This window comes from Magnetospirillum fulvum MGU-K5 (genome assembly GCF_000442515.1).
GTDB classification, from domain to species: domain Bacteria; phylum Pseudomonadota; class Alphaproteobacteria; order Rhodospirillales; family Magnetospirillaceae; genus Phaeospirillum; species Phaeospirillum fulvum_B.
Genome location: NZ_AQPH01000032.1, coordinates 19,078 through 36,326 on the forward strand (window position 1 = coordinate 19,078; position 17,249 = coordinate 36,326).

General features: G+C 64.7%; 17 protein-coding genes and 3 tRNA genes. 12 read left to right on the forward strand and 8 right to left on the reverse strand.

Annotation, left to right across the window (positions count from 1 at the left end):
* Positions 1-7: 7 nt before the first annotated feature.
* On the reverse strand, positions 8-241 hold the full coding sequence (locus K678_RS09565; protein WP_021132256.1) for a hypothetical protein: 234 nt from the start codon (positions 239-241) through the stop codon (positions 8-10).
* Positions 242-440: 199 nt separating this feature from the next.
* The gene (gene bchJ, locus K678_RS09570; protein WP_021132257.1) at positions 441-1,049 is read right to left on the reverse strand and encodes a bacteriochlorophyll 4-vinyl reductase; all 609 of its coding nucleotides are present in this window, start codon (positions 1,047-1,049) and stop codon (positions 441-443) included.
* 454 nt (positions 1,050-1,503) lie between these two features.
* Here bchJ and bchI point away from each other — a divergent pair, with 454 nt between their 5' ends.
* The 3 genes from bchI to bchO are packed head-to-tail and all read left to right on the forward strand — an operon-like array spanning position 1,504 to position 5,257.
* The gene (gene bchI / locus K678_RS09575) at positions 1,504-2,538 is read left to right on the forward strand and encodes a magnesium chelatase ATPase subunit I (protein WP_021132258.1); all 1,035 of its coding nucleotides are present in this window, start codon (positions 1,504-1,506) and stop codon (positions 2,536-2,538) included.
* Positions 2,535-4,379 (forward strand): magnesium chelatase subunit D, encoded by a 1,845-nt coding sequence (locus tag K678_RS09580; protein WP_021132259.1) that lies wholly within the window; start codon positions 2,535-2,537, stop codon positions 4,377-4,379. Before bchI ends, K678_RS09580 begins: the two co-directional genes overlap by 4 nt.
* Positions 4,380-4,381: 2 nt before the next feature.
* A complete protein-coding gene (bchO, locus tag K678_RS09585; RefSeq protein ID WP_021132260.1) occupies positions 4,382-5,257 on the forward strand; it encodes an alpha/beta fold hydrolase BchO in 876 nt (291 codons plus the stop codon).
* 144 nt (positions 5,258-5,401) lie between these two features.
* Here the strand turns inward: bchO and K678_RS09590 are convergent, their stop codons facing one another.
* The 3 genes from K678_RS09590 to K678_RS09600 all read right to left on the reverse strand — a co-directional run bounded on the left by K678_RS09590 (position 5,402) and on the right by K678_RS09600 (position 7,310).
* On the reverse strand, positions 5,402-6,676 hold the full coding sequence (locus K678_RS09590; protein WP_021132261.1) for an ammonium transporter: 1,275 nt from the start codon (positions 6,674-6,676) through the stop codon (positions 5,402-5,404).
* Positions 6,677-7,017: 341 nt separating this feature from the next.
* Positions 7,018-7,094 (reverse strand) — tRNA-Asp (locus tag K678_RS09595).
* A gap of 139 nt (positions 7,095-7,233) precedes the next feature.
* A tRNA-Asp gene (locus tag K678_RS09600) sits at positions 7,234-7,310 on the reverse strand.
* Positions 7,311-7,419: 109 nt separating this feature from the next.
* Between K678_RS09600 and K678_RS09605 the strand changes: the two genes are divergently transcribed.
* Positions 7,420-7,602 carry a DUF4169 family protein gene (locus K678_RS09605; protein WP_021132262.1) on the forward strand — a complete coding sequence of 61 codons (183 nt, stop codon included), beginning with the start codon at positions 7,420-7,422 and terminating at the stop codon, positions 7,600-7,602.
* Here the strand turns inward: K678_RS09605 and K678_RS09610 are convergent.
* Entirely contained in the window at positions 7,599-8,003 is a 405-nt protein-coding gene (locus K678_RS09610) for an Hpt domain-containing protein (protein ID WP_021132263.1), read from the reverse strand. The genes K678_RS09605 and K678_RS09610 overlap by 4 nt on opposite strands.
* Positions 8,004-8,085: 82 nt before the next feature.
* Here K678_RS09610 and K678_RS09615 point away from each other — a divergent pair.
* Both K678_RS09615 and K678_RS09620 read left to right on the forward strand, forming a co-directional pair.
* Positions 8,086-8,162 (forward strand) — tRNA-Pro (locus K678_RS09615).
* Positions 8,163-8,317: 155 nt separating this feature from the next.
* A complete protein-coding gene (locus tag K678_RS09620; RefSeq protein ID WP_021132264.1) occupies positions 8,318-9,568 on the forward strand; it encodes a diguanylate cyclase domain-containing protein in 1,251 nt (416 codons plus the stop codon).
* A 24-nt stretch (positions 9,569-9,592) separates the two neighbouring features.
* On the opposite strand, the gene K678_RS09625 is transcribed toward K678_RS09620, so the two are convergent.
* Positions 9,593-9,919, reverse strand: a complete 327-nt coding sequence (locus K678_RS09625; protein WP_021132265.1) for a DUF1476 domain-containing protein — start codon at positions 9,917-9,919, stop codon at positions 9,593-9,595.
* A 129-nt stretch (positions 9,920-10,048) separates the two neighbouring features.
* Here K678_RS09625 and K678_RS09630 point away from each other — a divergent pair, with 129 nt between their 5' ends.
* Positions 10,049-10,783 (forward strand): NRDE family protein, encoded by a 735-nt coding sequence (locus K678_RS09630; protein ID WP_021132266.1) that lies wholly within the window; start codon positions 10,049-10,051, stop codon positions 10,781-10,783.
* 134 nt (positions 10,784-10,917) lie between these two features.
* Here the strand turns inward: K678_RS09630 and K678_RS09635 are convergent, their stop codons facing one another.
* Entirely contained in the window at positions 10,918-12,156 is a 1,239-nt protein-coding gene (locus tag K678_RS09635) for an MFS transporter (protein WP_081673229.1), read from the reverse strand.
* A 410-nt stretch (positions 12,157-12,566) separates the two neighbouring features.
* Between K678_RS09635 and K678_RS09640 the strand changes: the two genes are divergently transcribed.
* The 5 genes from K678_RS09640 to K678_RS09660 all read left to right on the forward strand — a co-directional run.
* Complete coding sequence (locus K678_RS09640; RefSeq protein ID WP_021132268.1) at positions 12,567-13,868, forward strand: DEAD/DEAH box helicase; 1,302 nt, start codon at positions 12,567-12,569, stop codon at positions 13,866-13,868.
* 150 nt (positions 13,869-14,018) lie between these two features.
* A complete protein-coding gene (locus K678_RS09645) occupies positions 14,019-14,429 on the forward strand; it encodes a bacteriohemerythrin (protein WP_021132269.1) in 411 nt (136 codons plus the stop codon).
* 67 nt (positions 14,430-14,496) lie between these two features.
* Positions 14,497-14,907 carry a bacteriohemerythrin gene (locus K678_RS09650; RefSeq protein WP_021132270.1) on the forward strand — a complete coding sequence of 137 codons (411 nt, stop codon included), beginning with the start codon at positions 14,497-14,499 and terminating at the stop codon, positions 14,905-14,907.
* Positions 14,908-15,136: 229 nt separating this feature from the next.
* Positions 15,137-16,729 (forward strand): hypothetical protein, encoded by a 1,593-nt coding sequence (locus K678_RS09655; RefSeq protein WP_021132271.1) that lies wholly within the window; start codon positions 15,137-15,139, stop codon positions 16,727-16,729.
* Positions 16,730-16,826: 97 nt separating this feature from the next.
* Positions 16,827-17,249 (forward strand): 3-deoxy-7-phosphoheptulonate synthase (locus K678_RS09660; RefSeq protein WP_021132272.1); only part of this gene is annotated, 423 nt, incomplete at its 3' end.

Genomic DNA, 17,249 nt, shown 5'->3' on the forward strand with positions numbered 1-17,249 from the left:
GCCGCACTCAGCGGGCGATGGTCGATTGGCTGGCGGCAGGCAGCCAGTAATCGCGGTCCCGCAGAGTCAAAGTCGAGATCGTCTGTTCGCTGCTGCGATTATCGCATGAGGCCAGCCGGGCATGCGGGATACCGTCGACGGTGATGCGGATCGCGACCACCTTCCACATCCGCCCGCGCGGATTGATAGATTTGACGAAGCGGTCGCCTTCGCTGACACCGCACGTTTCGACACTGTACATCTGGCACATCCCCGATGGGCGACCGTTTCCGCCGAGAGACCGGCGAAGCAGCTCTGTTAGCCCGGAATGGGAAGACCCTCCGGACTCTAGGGCCGAGCCGGAGGACGAACCCGATTATCGCAAGAGGTTGGCGAAAAGGGAAGAAAATGCGACACGTTCTAAACGCCTATGCCTTTCTAAGGCGCGTGTCGCTGCCCCCCTACTTCCAGCGAATCTCGAAGACGCAGGCCGGAGCACCCGCCGCCGCACAGGCGATCTCGGTGACTCGGGCAGCGGGATTGACCAGGGTCGAGAAAATGCGCTCGAAGGTCGCGCTGTAGAAATCGCACAGCGGCCGGTCGGCGGTGGTTCCCCGCGCGGTGGGGCAATTGGCGATGGTGATTCGCACCGGATGCCCGGCTTCATAGGAAAAGTGGCCGCTGCCCGCGAAGGTCCAGGCATGTTTGCCAATCGCCTGAAGCAGGGTCTTGGCGGCCAGACCGGCGGGCAACACCTTCAACACCCGCTGGGCCGGACGGGGAATCCGGTTGGCGAGCAGATAATCGCCGGTCCGCAGCCCGGCATCCCACGAGGCACGGGCGGCGGCGTCCAGCCCGATCCCGGCGCGCACCGCGTGATGCAGGCGGATGACCTCGGTTTCCTCGACCATCGTCGTCGGCGGATTGGTCAGATAGGCCGACAATCCGGCATCGGCGAACAGCTCGGCGGTCCGCGCCTCGCCCTGCTGTTCCCGCAATGCCTCGGCCATCCGGATGATTGAATTCGGCCCGATCCGCGCGGGACCGGAAGAATCGGGATGGGACGTCATGGCCTGCGGCTCCTTGGATCGGGTGGCATGGGCGGTTCGAACGATCGGAGCAGAACCATAACCGACCGAGAAGACGTGTCAAAGAGGTCAGAAAACAAAGGTGATATCTTCGGAGCGCAGCGACTGGCGCGCTGAGCGCCCGCGAGCCCATGCGAGCGAGAGCCAAGCGAGGGGACCGAGCGCCCGGCGATTGAGGGACATACAACGAGCCAATCGACCGAGAAGACGTGTCAAAGAGTCCAGGAACCAATTGCGGCGGCTGGTCCTTATGAAATATCATCCGCGCCTCGCACTTCGGGGGGAGCAGGCGGATTTTTCACCTAGACCTTCTTCGACGAAACGGCCGTCCCGTGGCTGACGCCCGGGATCATGCCCGTCCCTGCTGGACGGGACGGGGGGGAGACCCGATCGGCGCCGTTGCGCGACACATCATCCAGTTCGGAGCGGTATGACCATGCGCGTTGTTTTTCCTTTTTCGGCGATCGTCGGTCAGGACGAGATGAAGCAGGCCCTGTTGGTCGCGGCGGTTTCGCCGACCATCGGCGGCGTCCTGGTTCTGGGGGATCGCGGCACCGGCAAGTCCACCGCCGTGCGCGCCCTGGCGACTCTGTTGCCGAAGATGGCAGTGGTGACGGGCTGTCGGTATAGCAGCGACCCTGCCACGGACGAAAAGAAGTGCGTCGATGGCTGCAACGGCCACCACGGCGTCAATGGGCAAAAGCCCGAAGTCTCTTATGTTCCGGTTCCGGTGGTCGATCTGCCGCTGGGCGCGACCGAAGACCGCGTCGTCGGTGCGCTCGATCTCGAACGCGCCCTGACCCAGGGCGTCAAGGCGTTCGAACCCGGCCTGCTCGCCCGCGCCAATCGCGGCTTCCTTTATATCGACGAAGTGAACCTGCTTGAGGATCACCTGATCGACGTTCTGCTCGACGTCGCCGCTTCGGGCGAAAACGTCGTCGAACGCGAAGGCATCTCGATCCGCCACCCCGCCCGCTTCGTTCTGGTCGGTTCGGGCAACCCGGAAGAAGGCGAGTTGCGCCCGCAGCTGCTCGACCGGTTCGGCCTGTCGGTCGAAATCCGCACCCCCACCGATCTGGCCGCCCGGATCGAAGTGGTCCGTCGCCGCGACGCCTTCGACCGCGACCCCGAGGCGTTCGTCGCCCAGTGGGCCGAGGAAGACGCCAAGATCGGCGCGCTGATCGTCGCCGCCCGCGACCGTCTGCCCAACATCACCGTGTCGGATGCGGTGCTGGAACAGGCGTCAAAGCTGTGCATGATCCTCGGCACCGACGGTCTGCGCGGCGAACTGACCCTGCTGCGCACCGCCCGCGCCGTCGCCGCCCTGGACGGTTCCGATGAAGTGCTGTCGGATCACCTGCGCCGGGTCGCGCCGTCGTCGCTGCGTCACCGTCTGCGCCGCAACGTCCTGGACGATGCCGGTTCGACCGTCCGCATCGAGCGCGCGATGGAAGAGGTGTTCGGCAAATGAGTGAGCCCGACGCGGGTCCCGGGGCGTCTTCGCCCTGGGCCTCGGCGGCGCTGGCCGCCGCCCTGCTTGCGGTCGATCCGGTCGGGATCCGCGGCGCTTCCGTGCGGTCGCTGGCCGGACCGGCCCGCGATCGCTGGCTTGGCCTGCTGAGGGATTATCTGCCCGAGGATGCGCCGATGCGGCGCATCCCGACCCACATCACCGACAGCCGCCTGCTGGGCGGCCTCGATCTCGCTTCGACGCTGCGGATGGGCAAGCCGATTGCCGAACGCGGCGTGCTGGTCGAAGCCGATGGCGGCATCGTCGTCCTGGCGATGGCGGAACGGCTGTCGGCCGGAACCGCGGGCCGGATCGGCGGCGTGCTCGATCGCGGCGAGGTCCAGTTGGAGCGTGACGGCCTCGGCCTGCGCTCGACCGCCCGGATCGGCGTTGTCGCCCTCGACGAAGGCTTGGCCGACGACGAACGGCCGCCGACGGTGCTGACCGAACGGCTGGCGTTTCTGCTCAATCTCGACAACGTCGTCGAAAGCGATCTGTCCGCCTCGGTGATCCCGCCGTCCCAGGTTGCGGAAGCCCGCGCCCGGCTGGATTCGGTCACCTTCCCCGACGATATCATGGTGGCGCTGTGTTCGGCCTCGGTCGCGCTCGGCATCGCCTCGGTGCGTGCCTCGCTGCTGGCGGTCAAGGTCGCCCGCGCCGCCGCCGCCCTGGCCGGGCACGAGGCGGTGACCCAGGAAGACGCCGCCACCGCCGCGTCCCTGGTGTTCGGGCCGCGCGCCACTGTCATTCCGAGCGGAGAGCCGCAGGAAGACGAGCCGCCGCCCGACGAACCGCCGCCGCCGGAAGAGCCGTCGGACCCCGACCAGCCGGAGGAACCGCAGGACGAGGACGACAGCGACACCCTCGACCCGCAGGAACTCGAAGACATGATGATCGCCGTCGCGCAGGCGGCGATTCCCGACAAACTGCTGGCGCAATTGCGCGAGGGCAAGGACGTGCGGTCGCGCGCCCAATCCTCGGGCGGTAGCCGCGCGGCCGGGGCCGCGAAGAAAAAGGGTCGGCGCGGCCGTCCCTCGGCGGTGCGGGCGGGCGAGCCCACCCCCAACACCCGGCTCAATCTGATCGAGACCCTGCGCGCCGCCGCCCCCTGGCAACCGCTCCGCCGCCAGGAAGCGGCCAAGGAAGGCCGCACCGCGACCCTGGTCGAAGTCCGGCGCAGTGATTTCCGCTGCACCCACTTCAAGCAGCGGTCCGAAACCACCACCATCTTCATCGTCGATGCCTCGGGATCGTCGGCGTTGCAGCGTCTGGCCGAAGCCAAGGGAGCGGTCGAACTGCTGCTCGCCGATTGCTATGTCCGCCGCGACAACGTTGCCCTGATCGCCTTCCGGGGCAAGGCCGCCGAGGTTCTGCTGCCGCCGACCCGCTCGCTGGTCCGGGCCAAGCGCTCGCTGGCCGGGCTGCCCGGCGGCGGCGGCACCCCGCTTGCCTCGGCGATCGACACCGCCTGGATGGTAGCCACCGGCTGTCGCGACAAGGGGCAGACCCCGGTGTTGGTGTTCCTCACCGACGGTCAGGGCAACATCGCCCGTGACGGTACGCCGGGCCGCCCGATGGCCGAAGCCGATGCGATTGCCTCGGCTCAGGCCTTGCGGGTTTCCGGCTTCTCGGCGATGCTGATCGACACGGCCCGGCGTCCGCAGCCGATGGCGCAGAAGCTGGCGGCGGAAATGGGAGCGAAATATCTGTTGCTCCCCTACGCCGACGCCAACGCGATGTCGAAGGCGGTCAAAGCCACGGCCGCAGAATCGGCCGCCGCCGAAGGAAGGATGAGGGGATAATCATGCAAAGCCGGCTGATCTGGGATACGGACGGGCGCGATTGGCCCAACCGCCAGGCCAGCCGGTTTGTCCCTGCGGGTGGGATGGTCTGGCATGTCCAGCAGGCCGGAAGCGGCCCGGTGCTGTTCCTGATCCACGGCACCGGCGCCACCACCCATTCCTGGGCCGGTCTGTTCCCGCTGCTGGCCGAAAATTTCACCGTCATCGCTGCCGATATGCCCGGTCATGGTTTCACCACCCGACCGGCCCCGTCGCACATGTCGCTGCCCGGCATGGCGCGGTCGCATCATGCCTTGCTGCGGGCGTTGGGAATCGTGCCCTCCCTGGTGATCGGGCATTCGGCCGGAGCGGCAATCCTGGCCCGGATGTGTCTGGATGGGCTGATCGCGCCCAAGACCCTGATCAGCCTGGGCGGTGCCCTGTTGCCGCTCGACGGGCTGCCCGCGCGGATTTTCTCCCCGCTGGCTAAGATGATGGCCGCCCTGCCCCATCCGCCCTATCTGTTCGCGTTGCGCGCCCGCTATACCTCGATGGTCGATGATCTGATGAAGGGGACCGGCTCGGTGCTGGCCCCGGAAACCATCGAACTCTATCGCCGCCTCGGCATGTCGCCCGGCCATGTCGGCGCTGCCATCGCGATGATGGCCAATTGGGATCTAAAGCCGCTGCGGCGCGATCTGCCCCACCTGCGGGCCCATCTGATCCTCGCCACCGGCTCGAACGACCGCACCATCCCGCCGGTGATGACCAAGAAGGTCAACGCCCTGGTGCCCGGTTCGGAAGTGGTGACGTTCGAGGGCTTGGGCCACCTCGCTCACGAGGAACGGCCCGACCTGATCGCCGATCTGATCCGCCACGCCGCGGGCTTGCCGAAATAACCTCATATCAATGGGCGGGCTCTGCCCGCACCCGCCAGGAGCCAGCGGCTCCTGGACCTGCTTAGGTCGGCTCAATCGCGGGGCGGCCGCCCCGCACGTAGAATGCCAGAGGCGACGGATGCGCCCCTGGCAGACCAAATCCCCTTACCGCCGCAGGGCATTGCCCGCGTGGACCGACATCGCCAAAGCGTCGTCGTGAACCGACATCGTTTCTTCAGGATAGGCGCCGATCTGGTGGATGGCGAGATCGGCCCCGGAAAATTCCTGCTCGGGATCGAGGCGGATGCCGAACGCCGCCTTCAGCCCGCCATAGACGGCCAGGCCGCCAGCCAAACCGACGACGATGCCGGTGCCGGTGCCGACGATCTGGGACATCAGGCTGACGCCCCCCATGCCGCCCAGCATCTCGGACCCGAACACGCCACAGGCGACGCCGCCCATCGCCCCGCACATCCCGTGCAGCGCCCAGACGCCCAGGACGTCGTCGATCTTCCATTTGACCTGACAGAGGGTGAACAGCCAGACGAAGCCCGCCCCGGCGATCCCTCCGGTAATCAGCGCGCCGATCGGATGCATCACGTCGGACCCGGCACAGACGGCGACCAGACCGGCCAGCGCACCGTTATGGACGAAGCCGGGATCGTTACGACCGACCAGCAAAGCGGCCAGGATGCCGCCGACCATCGCCAACAGCGAGTTCAGCGCCACCAGCCCGGACACCTGGGCGATGGTCTGGGCGCTCATCACATTGAAGCCGAACCAGCCCACCGACAAAATCCACGCCCCCAAAGCGAGGAAGGGGATGTTCGACGGCGGCACCGCGACCAGTCGCCCATCGGGGCGATAGCGGCCGAGACGCGCCCCCAGCACCAGCACTGCGGCCAGCCCGATCCAGCCGCCGACGGCATGAACCACCACCGACCCGGCGAAATCGTGGAACGGTGCCCCGAACAGGCTTTGCAACAAATCCTGATAGCCGAAGCGGGTGCCCCACACCATGCCTTCGAAGGTCGGATAGACCAGCCCGACCAGGATCGCGGTGGCCATCAATTGGGTGTTGAACTTGGCCCGCTCGGCGATGCCGCCCGAGACGATCGCCGGAATCGCCGCCGCGAAGGTGGCGAGGAAGAAGAACTTGACCAGATCGAACCCCTGAGCGGCAAAGGCTCCCCCGCTTTTGCCCACCAGAACGTCCGCCCCGACCATGAAGGTGGTGCCATAGGCCACCGCATAGCCGACAAAGAAATAAGCCAGGGTCGAAACCGCGAAATCGGACAGGATTTTCACCAGGGCATTAACCTGATTCTTCCGCCGGACCGTTCCCACTTCCAAAAAGGCGAAGCCCGCATGCATCGCCAAAACCATCACTGCCCCCAGCAGGACAAACAAGACGTCCACGCCCGTTTTCGCCGTCTCCATCATCTTCCTCGTTCTATGATCCTCCCGCCGCAACGGCGGTACCGCCGGGCAAGCAATCCCCGCGCCACCTGGAACCGTGGGAAATACCTATATTTATCAGTTTATTAACTGACGCCCGAAAAACGGGCATACGACGTTTGATGTCGAATTGAGCAAAACGGGGGAGGCAGATGCCTATTTGACGGGCAAGGGAAGAGATCCTCCCAGCACCCCGTCAGGCGATTGACCAAAGGGGGCGCATGCCGCGTCAGCGAAAGCGCTGGATCACCAGGCCCCAAAACGGGACAAGCCGGACACCTGTTCCCGGGAGGGAGAGGGGTCCGGCTTGTGTCCGAGATCAATGGCGCGAGTGACGGGGCTCGAACCCGCGACCTCCGGCGTGACAGGCCGGCGCTCTGACCAACTGAGCTACACCCGCGCGAGGTGGTGTGTATACCCAGGGGATCGGCCCGGCGCAAGCCCAAATGGAGGCGGTGAGATCACCAGACCCCAGAACGGGACAAGCCGGACACCTGTTCCCGAGAGGAAGAGGAGTCCGGCTTGTGTCCGAGATAAAATGGCGCGAGTGACGGGGCTCGAACCCGCGACCTCCGGCGTGACAGGCCGGCGCTCTGACCAACTGAGCTACACCCGCGCGAGGTGGGTGTGTATACCCATGGGATCGGCCCGGCGCAAGCCCAAATCGCACATAGACCGAAAAAAGTGTAAGATTTTCGAAATCGGGATCGGACACAGGAAAAACGATGGGCGAGATCGTCAATCTGAACCGGGCGCGCAAGAGCAAAGCCCGCGCAGAGAAGGAAGCCAAGGCCGCCGCCAACCGAATCGCGTTCGGCCTGCCCAAAGCCGAAAAGCAGGCGGCCCGGCGCGAACGCGAGCGCCAGACCCAGGATTTGGACGGCAAGAAGCTCGACCCCGACACTTAACCTCCGTCGATCCCGGCCAGCAACGCGTCCCCCGCCGCCCCGCCCGTACCGGATATCCGTTCGCGGATCACCCGACCGATCGCCGCGACCAGAGCGGCAAGGCGGACATGCCGATCGCTCCCCACTCCATCCGCCCTCGCCGCCTCGATCTCGCGGCAGAGACGGTTGCCAAGATCGCTGACCAGCTGATAGTCAAAGGTCGCCGCCTGCCCTTTCATATCGTGGGCGATCTGGAACAGGCGGCGCAGCGCGGCACCCTCCGGGTCCGGAGTGGTGGCGCAGGCGGCCCAGGCGGCGTCGAGCCGGGCATAATCGGCTTCGGCCCACTCTATATATCTGTGTTGAATCGCGGCGAGCGCGGCCTCGGCCCGTTTAAGGGCGTCGGGATCGAGTGTCGCCATTGCAAATCTCCGCTCCCTTCGGCATCAACCGGCGGCGGAGCCCTTGCCATCGGCGGTTAAACGCCTTAGAACCACTATGGATCGGGGAGTAGCTCAGCCTGGTAGAGCATGGCGTTTGGGACGCCAGGGCCGCAAGTTCGAATCTTGTCTCCCCGACCAATTCCCGCCCCCTGCGCCGGGTGCGGGCACTCTCTGCTTCGGCTTTGCATGTTACGCATGGATCTGTCCGACAGTTCCCCTTCCCGGTAGTCCTGGTGAAGCCCGTGTGTTCCTCTCCCACGACCACCCGCCCTCACACCCGATCAGACTCTGAGTTGCTTGATCTCGTTTCGGTTCTGATCTGCATCATCCGGGATGGCGAGGTCGAGTTCATCAACCGTGCCGGTGTACGGATGCTGGGGCTGCCTTCGCTTGAAGCGGCGGTGGGAGCCGCTTTCGTCGATTTCCTCGAAGACGATTACCGTGAACTGGCCGAAAGCTCGGGCTGGGCCCTGCTGGCCGAAGAGGATTTCCTGCCGCTGCGGATGAAGCGGGCTGGAGCGATCCTGTTCGAAGCGGAAATGCGGGTTCGCCACCTGCCCGGCGAGGCCGAGTGTTTTTTGATCGAAGCCCGCGACATTTCACGCTTCGTCCGCTCGGCCGAGGCCCTGCGCGAGCGCGAGGAGCGCTTGCAGGGCGTGCTGCATTCGGTGGCCGAGGGAATCGTCACCGTCAACGAACATGGCGTGATCGAGGCCGCCAACCCCGCCTTTGGCCAGATCTTCCGCACTGCGGCTCCGTCCCTGATCGGCCTGCCGCTCGGACGCCTGCTGATCGACCCCGACGACGACAGCGACCCCAGAGGCGATACGGCGGTGCAGGGGCTGCCGCTGGTGCCCAACGGCCGCACCGTCGAGGCGCAGGGCCGCCGCACCGATGGCAGTCTGTTTCCGCTGGAATTGTCCCTAAGCGAACTGCGCCATGGCAAGGGCCGTCTGTTTACCGGAATTGTCCGCGACATTTCCGAGCGCAAGGAAAACGAGGACCGGATCAACCGTCTGGCCCATCACGACACCTTGACCGGCCTGCCCAACCGCAACCTTCTCAAAGATCGGATCAATCACGCCCTGGCCCGGATGCGACGTCATGGCGGGCAGATCGCGGTGCTGTATGTCGATCTCGACCGCTTCAAGCCGATCAACGACAATCTGGGCCACGAAGCGGGCGACGCGGTGCTGCGCGAAGTGGCGGACCGCCTGTCGCTGTGCATTCGCGGTTCGGATACCGTGTCGCGGATCGGTGGCGATGAATTCGTTGTGGTGGTCGAGGAGATCAACCGCCTCGACGAAGCGGCAATGGTGGCGCGCAAAATCCTCGACGTCCTGGCCCCGCCGATCGTCCACGAGGGCCATGCCTGCTATGTCGGCGCGTCGATCGGTATCGCCGTCTATCCGCTTGATGGCACCAGCATGGAAGATGTCTGCAAGGCAGCCGACATCGCAATGTACCGGGTCAAGAACACCGGCCGCAACGGATTTTGCTTTTATTCCGAGGATGTGCCGCTCGAGGAAATCGACTCTCCGTAAGCGGCACCCCTTAACCGACTCGGATTAACGCGACAGTTCTTCATTCAACTGAGCGCGGGCCGTGTCCAGCAACAACGCTGCCTGGGTCCGCACGTCGGCCGCGGAAACCGCGACATTGCGGGCGGCCAGATCGTTGGCCACCTTGTCGGCGATATCCTGGTCAGGCGTATCGATCGCCGCTTCGATTACGGTCAAGGCATAGGCGTTCGCCGCGTCGCCGGTCAGCCCCATCAGCTCGGCCGCCCACAGCCCGACCAACTTGTCCCGCCGCATCAGGGTCTTGAAATCCATATCCTGGTCCAGGCGATACTTGGCCTCGAAGGCTTTCTCACGGTCATCGAAAGTGGTCATGACGGACGGCGGCTCCCTGAAATCTGTCGTTCGAAGACCGGAACACGCGCGATGCCAAGCCTGGCCGGCACCGCTCCCGGCGAGCGTGTTATAATCGGCTATCGCCTCTCCAGAAACGGATTTTTATGCATGTGCACTCTGGTCCTGCTACATCGCCCCGGTCAGACGTGGCCTTTGATCGCCGCTTCGAACCGTGACGAGATGCAAGATCGGCCCGCGCGGGGGCCCGGACGGTGGTGGGACGACCGCCCCGAAACCCTGGCGGGCCAGGATATCCTGGCCGGTGGATCGTGGCTGGGGATCAACGATTTTGGCGTGATGGCGGCGATTCTGAACCGCGCCGGAACGCTTGGCCCGCTCGCCTCCAAGCGTTCACGCGGGGAATTGGTGCTGGAGGCGCTCGACCATGCCGACGCCGATCAGGCGGCACTGGCGCTGTCCGGACTCGCCGCCGGATCGTACCGGCCGTTCAATCTGGTGATCGCCGACAACAGCACCGCCTTCTGGCTGCGCAACGATGGCCGCCGGGTGGTGTCGCATCGAATTCCGCCCGGCCTGCACATGCTGACCGAACTGGACCTCGACGACCGCGCCAGCGCACGGATCGACAGCTATCTCGACCGCTTCCACGCCGCCCCGGTGCCCGACCCGGACCGCGGAGCGTGGGAGGGCTGGACGACAATGCTGTGTGAGAGCACCGAGACCGGCGACGAAACCTCAATGTGCTTTTCTCGCCCCGACGGGTTCGGCACCGTGTCGAGTTCACTGATCGCCCTGCCCGCTCCCGGACTCGAGGCCGATCCGGTCTGGACTTTCGCCGCCGGGCGCCCTGACCGCACCCGGTTCGAGCCGGTGGTGTTTTAAAGCGTTTAGCGTCACATTTGACACCAAACGCTTTAAAAATTGTATGCCCCTCGTCGGGCGAAAACCTTCGGTTTTCTTGGCCGCTCGCTCAATGCTCGCCTAAGCAATGTGCGCCGGATCAAACGCGCATTGCTTTAAACCCGCGACAGCGAGCGCAGCCGCAACGCCGCCACCAGGGCCACCCCATGTAAGGTGAGCAGGAACAGCGCCACCCAGCTCCAGCCACCCCCGGCCCAGAACCAGCCGCCCGCCGAGCCGACGATGCTGGAGCCGACATAATACGCCAGCAAATACAGCGACGAGGCGTGCCCCTTTGCCCCCGCCGCGATGCGGCCGACCCAGCCGCTGGCGACGGCATGGGTCAGGAAGAACCCGATCGTCAGCAGGATCAGACCGGCCACCATCGTCACCAATCCCTCGGGCAGAGTCAGGGCGACCCCGGCGGCGGTGATCAGCACCCCAGCCGGAAGCACGGCGCGGCGGCCGAACCGCTCGCTCAGTCCTCCGGCGGCCGAAGAACTGAAAATCCCGAAGATATAGACGAAGAACAGCATCCCCAGCGTGGCCTGCCCCATCTCATAGGGCGGCGCGGTAAGGCGGAAGCCGATGTAATTGAACACCGCGACGAAACACCCCATCGACAGGAAGCTCATCGCGAACAGCCAGCGCATTGACGGCACCGCCAGATGCCCCCGCCAAGCCGACAGGTGATAACGGACGTCGAACCCGGCATGGGGGGAGAAGTTGCGCGAGCGGGGGAGCAAAATCAGAAAGCCGATCGCGGCGACCAGACCGGCCACACCGATCCCGGCCATCGCGATCCGCCACGAGAACGCCTCGACCAGATGGCCGGTGATGACGCGACCCAACATCCCACCCAGCGCGGTCCCGGCAATATAGAGTCCCATCGCCCGGCCCAGCCCGCGCGCCTCGATCTCCTCGGCAAGATAGGCCATCGCCACCGCCGGAACACCGCCCAGCGCCAGTCCTTCCAGAGCACGAAGGATCAACAGCACGGTCCAGTCCGGCACCAAAGCAGCGGCGATATTAAGGGCCGAGGCCACCACCAGCGACCCGAACATCAATCCACGCCGTCCCATCCCTTCCGACACAGCGGCGGCGCAGAGAATCGACACCGCCAGCAAACTGGTCGATAGCGACAAGGCCAGCGAACTGTGCGCCGGGCTGACCCCGAACTCGGCGGTGAATTCCGGCAACAGAGGCTGGACGCAATAGAGCAGAGAGAACGTCGCGAACCCGGCCAGGAACAGGGCCAGAGTCACCCGCCGATAGTCCGGACTCCCCAGACGGATGGCACGCACCGCAGACGTTCCATCAGCGGCGGAAGAAACCGAAGCGGGGGGATGAGTCATTGAATGGCAACCTTTCTTGGTTCTCCATCTAACGCAGGCGACCGACACTTTCCAAGCGCAGACCGCCGTCCCTGACGGATGGCCAGGGTTGGTAAAACCGCATGTCGAGGCGATGGCGGCGGGGTCATCCCCCCGATGCTTGACATCGGACCGGGAATGGCGCACGGTGCGGGCTGCCTGGACGATCCGCGTTCAGTCCGCTCGCGACAGCGCGCTACGGTCCCTGCCTGACAGGGCGGACCCAATCGTCCCGAGCCATTTTTCCCTTGCCATGATGACCGTCCGGTCGCGCGTCCGGAAGGTGCCCCGATCGGGCCTCGCTTTTCTGCGTGGCCTATCTCGCCGTCTTTCGCCGGGCCGTTCAGGCTCTTGGGCGAAGCCGACGGTTCGTCTGCAAAGAAAGAGAGTTCATGACCCTTTTTTCCGATCTCGGTCTCGCCGAACCCCTGCTCAAGGCTCTGGCGACCGAGGGTTACACCTCCCCCACGCCGATTCAGGAACAGTCGATCCCCCACCTTCTCGCCGGTCATGACGTTCTGGGCCTCGCCCAGACCGGCACCGGCAAGACCGCATCCTTCGCCCTTCCGCTGTTGCAGCGCCTTGAGCAATTCAAGAAGCGCGCGATGCCGAAGAGCACCCGGGTGCTGGTGCTGACCCCCACCCGCGAACTGGCCGTTCAGGTCGGTCAGAGCTTCCGTACCTATGGCAGCCAGTACCGTCTGCGCCACGCTTTGGTGTTCGGCGGTGTCGGCATGGTGCCGCAGATCAAGACGATGGCGGGCGGCGTCGACATCCTGGTCGCCACCCCCGGCCGTCTGCTCGATCTGATGAGCCAGGACGCGATCCGCCTCGATTCGGTCGAAGCCCTGGTCCTCGACGAAGCCGACCGGATGCTCGACATGGGCTTCATCCAGCCGATCCGCAAGATCGTCGCCGCGATGCCGAAATCGCGCCAGACCGTTCTGTTCTCGGCCACCATGCCCGACAGCATCGTTGGTCTGGCCGAAAGCGTGCTGCACCGTCCGGTCCGGGTCGAAGTCGCCCCGGTCTCCTCGACCGCCGAGAAGATCGACCAGAAGGTGATGTTCGTCGACCGCGAGAACAAGCGCACCCTGCTGACCGAGATTCTGGCCGGTAAGGATGTCGGTCGTGCCTTGGTCTTCACCCGCACCAAGCATGGCGCCAACCGCGTCGCCGAAATGCTGGACAAGGCCGGCATCAGCGCCGATGCGATCCACGGTAACAAGTCGCAAGGCGCCCGTCAGAAGGCGCTGGCCGACTTCCGCGACGGCAAGATCAAGGCGCTGGTCGCCACCGACATCGCCGCACGCGGCATCGATGTCGACGGCATCACCCATGTGCTGAATTACGAGTTGCCGAACGAGCCGGAAAGCTATGTTCACCGGATCGGCCGGACCGCCCGCGCCGGAAACAGCGGTATCGCCGTGTCGCTGTGCGACGCCGATGAAGTCGCTTATCTGCGCGCGATCGAGAAGACGATCCGTCAGGCCGTTCCGGTCGATGAGGCCCACGCCTATCACGCCGCCCACATCGCCCAGCGCGGTGCCGGTGGTGGCCGTGGCCGTCCCCAGCAGGCTCCGGGCCGTCGCCCCGGCCAGGGCCAGGGCCGCCCCGCCGCCCGGTCCGGCAGCGGTCATAGCAACAGCGGCAAGCCCGCTGCGGCCCGTGCTGGTGGTGGCCATCGGGGCTAATTCCCCGGTTCAAGACAGTTTTTGACGATCGATTCAGGGGAAGCGGGCAACCGCTTCCCCTGTTTCGTTGCCCTACCCAAAGGGCAGGGTGGTCAGTCGCGGCGATTGCGCTCACAGTGCGCTCACTGACCGAGGGGGTAGAGGCGGGCCATGTTTCGTTCTGTGTGGAAATCGGCGTATGAGACGGGGCATCCCCGCATCGATTTCGAACATCGAATCTTTCTCGATCTGATTCTCCAGATCGAAACCGACCTCTTTGAAGGCGCCCCCCTCGATCTGGTCAAGAGACACATCTCTGAACTGTACAAGTACACTGACTTCCACTTTTTCAGCGAAGAAAGCATCATGATCGATGTCGGCTTTCCTGACCTGGAAGCGCATCACCGCAATCACGAGCTTCTTCTTGCCGAACTCAAAGGCTTCACCGGCTCGATCTCGCTGGAAACGATCCGCAAAAAGGATATCGTCGGCTTCCTGATCGAGTGGTTTTCCTTCCACACCGCAGGCGAGGACATCCGGCTGGCCGCCTATGTCCGCGGGAACACGCCAGAGGTGAAGTGACCCCTGGTCAGAAACACCGATTCGGACCAAACTCGACCAATGAAAAGATCGGTCGAGGAGTGGAACGATGTTTCGGGCGGAATGGAAGGCGGCTTACGAAACCGGCCATCAAAGAATCGACTTCGAACATCGAATCTTTCTCGACCTCATCCGCCAGATCGAAGCCGAACTGACGTCCGACGCCCCGGTTGAAAAGATCAGCCGCAGACTGACAGAACTTTACAAATATGCCGATTTTCACTTCTTCAGTGAAGAAGGCATCATGCTCGATCTGTCTTTCCCGGAATACGATGCCCACCGGAAAATCCACCTCGCCCTGCTCGATGAACTCAGCCGCTTCATCCTGTCGATGTCGATCGACCTGATCCGCCAGGACGACCTGATCGGCTTCCTGGTCAATTGGTTTTCCAGCCACACCGCCCGCGAAGACATCAAGATCGCCGACTTCACCCGCGCCCGGATCAAGGGCCAGGAATAAACGGCGATGGACCGGCCCGTCTGCCGGGGCCGTATTGTCCTAAATCCCGCCCCCTTGCCCTTCGCTCGCCTCTCGGTTACACCCGACACGAGTATCGTGGTCGCGGAAGTTAGGGAATAGACAAGGTGAACCAGCACAAGGCGGATTTCGACACCCGAGAGACCAGAGGCCAAGGCTGTCCGGCCCCGATGATTGGGACAATCCTAACCCCCCGGCCGGAGTGGCGCCGATGATCCCCCGCCGGTTTTCCCGCAACACCCTTGTTCTGCTGATCCTGCCGATTCTGTTCGTCGCCATCTTGTTTGCGATGCGGACGGTCAGCCTGCCGCTGTGGCAGCAATTCAATCTCGACCCCGATTATTATTACCTGCTGAACGGGCTGCGGCTGGTCGAGGGGCTGGCGCCCACCGATGTCAGCCATCCCGGCACCCCGATCCAGGTGTTTGTCGCCCTGGTGCTGCGGCTGATGCATCCGACCGATTCGCTCGAGGCAGTGGTCGCCGCTGTCCTGGCCGATCCGGAAGGGCATCTGCTAACCATTACCAGCGTCTTGTACCCGCTGGTCGGGCTGGCCCTGGCCGGGCTGGGCTGGGCCTTTCGCCGTGCCACCGGATCGCTTGCGGTCGGTCTGCTGGCCCAAAGCGCGCCGTTCCTGTCGATGATCGTGCCTAAATTCGCCCTGCACCCCAAGCCCGAGGCGTTCCTGATCATCGCCGCCGCTTTGGTGCTGATCGCCACCTTGCCGCTGCTGCGCCCCGAGCCGAGGCGCGACCGACAGGCGCTGTGGCTAGGACTGGCGATCGGGTTCGCGATTGCCTGCAAGCTTCAGGCGTTGACCCTGGGGCTGGTGCCGCTGTTCCTGCTCGACCGCCGCCGTCTTGTCCTGCTGGCGCTGGCCGCTCCTGCCGGGTTCCTGCTATTCACCCTGCCCGCCTGGCCCTCGGCCAATATCTGGTTCGACTGGGTGGGCAAGATGGTGCTGCATAGCGGGGCCTATGGCGGCGGTGCCGCCACCGTGATCGACCCCACCCGCTATCCCCGGGCCATCGTCGGCCTGTTCGGCTCGAAGCTGATCTTTACCGCGGTGTTCATCGCCTCGCTGGCGGCGCTGATTGCGGCCTTCCGCCGCCGTCGGGTCGATCCCAAAACCCGCCTGCTGGCCGGGCTGGTGCTGGCCCAGCTTTTCACCGTGCTGATCGTCGCCAAGCAATCGGCGGCGCATTACATGCTGCCCGCTTTGATGCTGACCGGCCCGGCGCTGGGGCTGCTGTACCTGATCACCGCTGAGACGGCGCGTCCGCTGTGGCACCGCCGCGGCTGGGCAGCGCTGGGGCTGGCGTTGGTGGCGCTGACCATCCCGGCGGTTCGTAGCCAGACCGCCGAACTGGCCCGCTGGACCCGTGCGGCGCAATCATTCGACATGAGCCGCTTCGCCGCCTGCGCCAAGATCGATTACGATACCGCCTCGTCCTTGCCCTACGCCCTGCTGCGGGGTGACCTGAACGCCCAGGGGCGTTATTCCCTGCAACTGGCCCGGCTGATGCCCGCCGACACCTATGCCTGGTTCATCAACGACCACACCTGGTGGACGCACGGCTTCATGCATTGGACCCGGCGGCTCGACATCGCGACTGAGACCGCCGCCTATCCCTGTCTGGTTTTCCGGGGCAGCCAACCCTATATAGCGATTCCCCTGGCGCGACAGGAGATTCCGAGCTTCCGGCTCGACGATCAGTGCGAGATCGGCGACGAAACCGTCTTCACCATGGGCATCACCTGTGAGGGAAAGCCGATAATGAGTCCGCCCACCACCCCGCAGTAACAGGAAACCAAGACGGCGGACTGGAAAAGTTGTCCCTCACGTCGTATAGAGGACGCTTTCCGTTTCGCGGTAGCGAAAAGCAGGAGACGAAGCTTCCATGGCCGAACGTTGGTCGCCCGGCAGTTGGCGGGCAAAGCCGATCCATCAGGTTCCCACCTATCCCGACGCGGCCGCTCTGGCCGAGGTCGAACGGACGCTGGCCGATTATCCGCCGCTGGTTTTTGCCGGTGAGGCACGGCGGCTCAAAGCGACCCTGGCCCAGGTCGCCGAGGGGCGGGGTTTTCTGCTCCAGGGCGGTGACTGTGCCGAAAGCTTCGTCGAATTCCGCGCCAATACCATCCGCGACACCTTCCGGGTGTTGTTGCAGATGGCGGTGGTGCTGACCTATGGCGCGGCGATGCCGGTGGTGAAGGTGGGACGGATGGCCGGGCAGTTCGCCAAGCCGCGTTCGGCCGATACCGAGACGATTGACGGTGTCACCCTGCCCAGCTATCGCGGCGACAACATCAACGGCATCGAA